Consider the following 1,567-nt stretch of genomic DNA (forward strand, 5'->3'; position numbering starts at 1 on the left):
GGAATGATCCGTTTTATAAAAGAAGCTGGATATCCAATTGATTCGGGGATGGATGTGATCTACTGGGGGAATATCCCTAATAGAGCAGGATTATCTTCCTCCGCTTCAATTGAAATGGTTACCGGTGTCATGATGGAAGGTCTTTTCGATTTTAATATGGAAAGGCTTAATATGGTGAAGCTTGGAAAAAAAGTAGAGAACGATTTTATCGGAGTTAATTCTGGCATTATGGATCAGTTTGCCATTGGTATGGGGAAAGAAGGGTTCGGAATTCTATTAGACAGCCAAACCCTACAGTATGAGTATGCGCCTATTGATTTATCCAAACATTCCATATTGATTATGAATACGAATAAAAGCCGTGAACTGGCTGATTCCAAATATAATGAACGCCGAAGTGAATGCGAAAATGCCCTTTTGCAATTGCAGGAGGTAGTTAATATTCAGTCTTTAGGTGAAATGACAGAGGAAGAAATTGAAGCAGCTAAACATGTTATTAAAGATGAGACTGTAAGAAGAAGGGCCAAACACGCTGTTTATGAAAATCGCCGTACTCTTTCCGCGCTAGATGCCTTGAAAAATGGAGATTTGAAGACATTTGGCGATCTTATGAATCAGTCCCATGTATCTTTACGAGATGATTATGAAGTAACTGGAATTGAGCTAGATACTTTAGTGGAAGCGGCCTGGAAACAAAAAGGTGTTATAGGAGCAAGAATGACAGGAGCTGGTTTTGGCGGCTGCGCCATTGCTGTTGTGGAAAAGGACGAAGTGGACAATTTTATCCAAGCAGTCGGGAGCACCTACCAACAGCAAATCGGTTATCAAGCGACCATTTATGCAGCAAGTATTGGTGACGGGGCAAAAGAGGTTGCTTTAGATGAAATCTCAATTAAATAACCCGGAATAAAGACCAATTACCTTACCAGTGTTGTTCCTGAATTGAGTAGAGACTGCGCTGGAATCTACTATTCTGCATAATAAAGAATTCTAGAAATATAATTTTTTGACTGGAGGCTGCCGTCTCTTAACACAAACTTGAAATAAAGAATCGAAATGGAGGCGATGTGACATGAACATTTTAATACCTGGAGGAGCAGGCTATATTGGATCGCACGCTGTTCGTCAGCTGTTAGAAGAGGGGTATGAAGTTACAGTTATAGACAATTTGCAAACGGGACACTTAAAATCGCTCCATCCAGATGCTATGTTTTTTTCGGGTGACCTTAGAAACAGGGACTTTTTGCGGCGCGTATTCAGTGAAGTGGAGGTTGATGGAGTCCTGCATTTTGCTGCAAACTCACTTGTTGGCGAATCGATGGAACAGCCGTTGGTGTATTTTGATAATAACGTCTATGGTACACAGGTTTTACTAGAGATTATGGAGGAATATAAAGTAAAGCACATTGTCTTTTCCTCAACAGCAGCTATATATGGAGAACAAAGCAGAATGCCTATTACAGAGGACAGGGTGGCGAATCCATCCAATGCATATGGCGATACAAAATTAGTGATGGAAAAAATGATGAGATGGTGTGAAGCAGCTTATGGCCTTAGGTATGTTGCT

2 protein-coding genes are annotated in these 1,567 nt (G+C 40.7%); both read left to right on the plus strand.

The annotated features are described in order from the left end of the window. The coding region (locus WB217_RS12710; protein ID WP_423993585.1) for a galactokinase at positions 1-900 on the plus strand (900 nt) is incomplete at its 5' end. 172 nt (positions 901-1,072) lie between these two features. After that, positions 1,073-1,567 (plus strand): GDP-mannose 4,6-dehydratase (locus tag WB217_RS12715; protein WP_423993586.1); only part of this gene is annotated, 495 nt, incomplete at its 3' end.

It is taken from the genome of Mesobacillus sp. (assembly GCF_049588175.1).
Taxonomy (GTDB): Bacteria; Bacillota; Bacilli; order Bacillales; family Cytobacillaceae; genus Mesobacillus.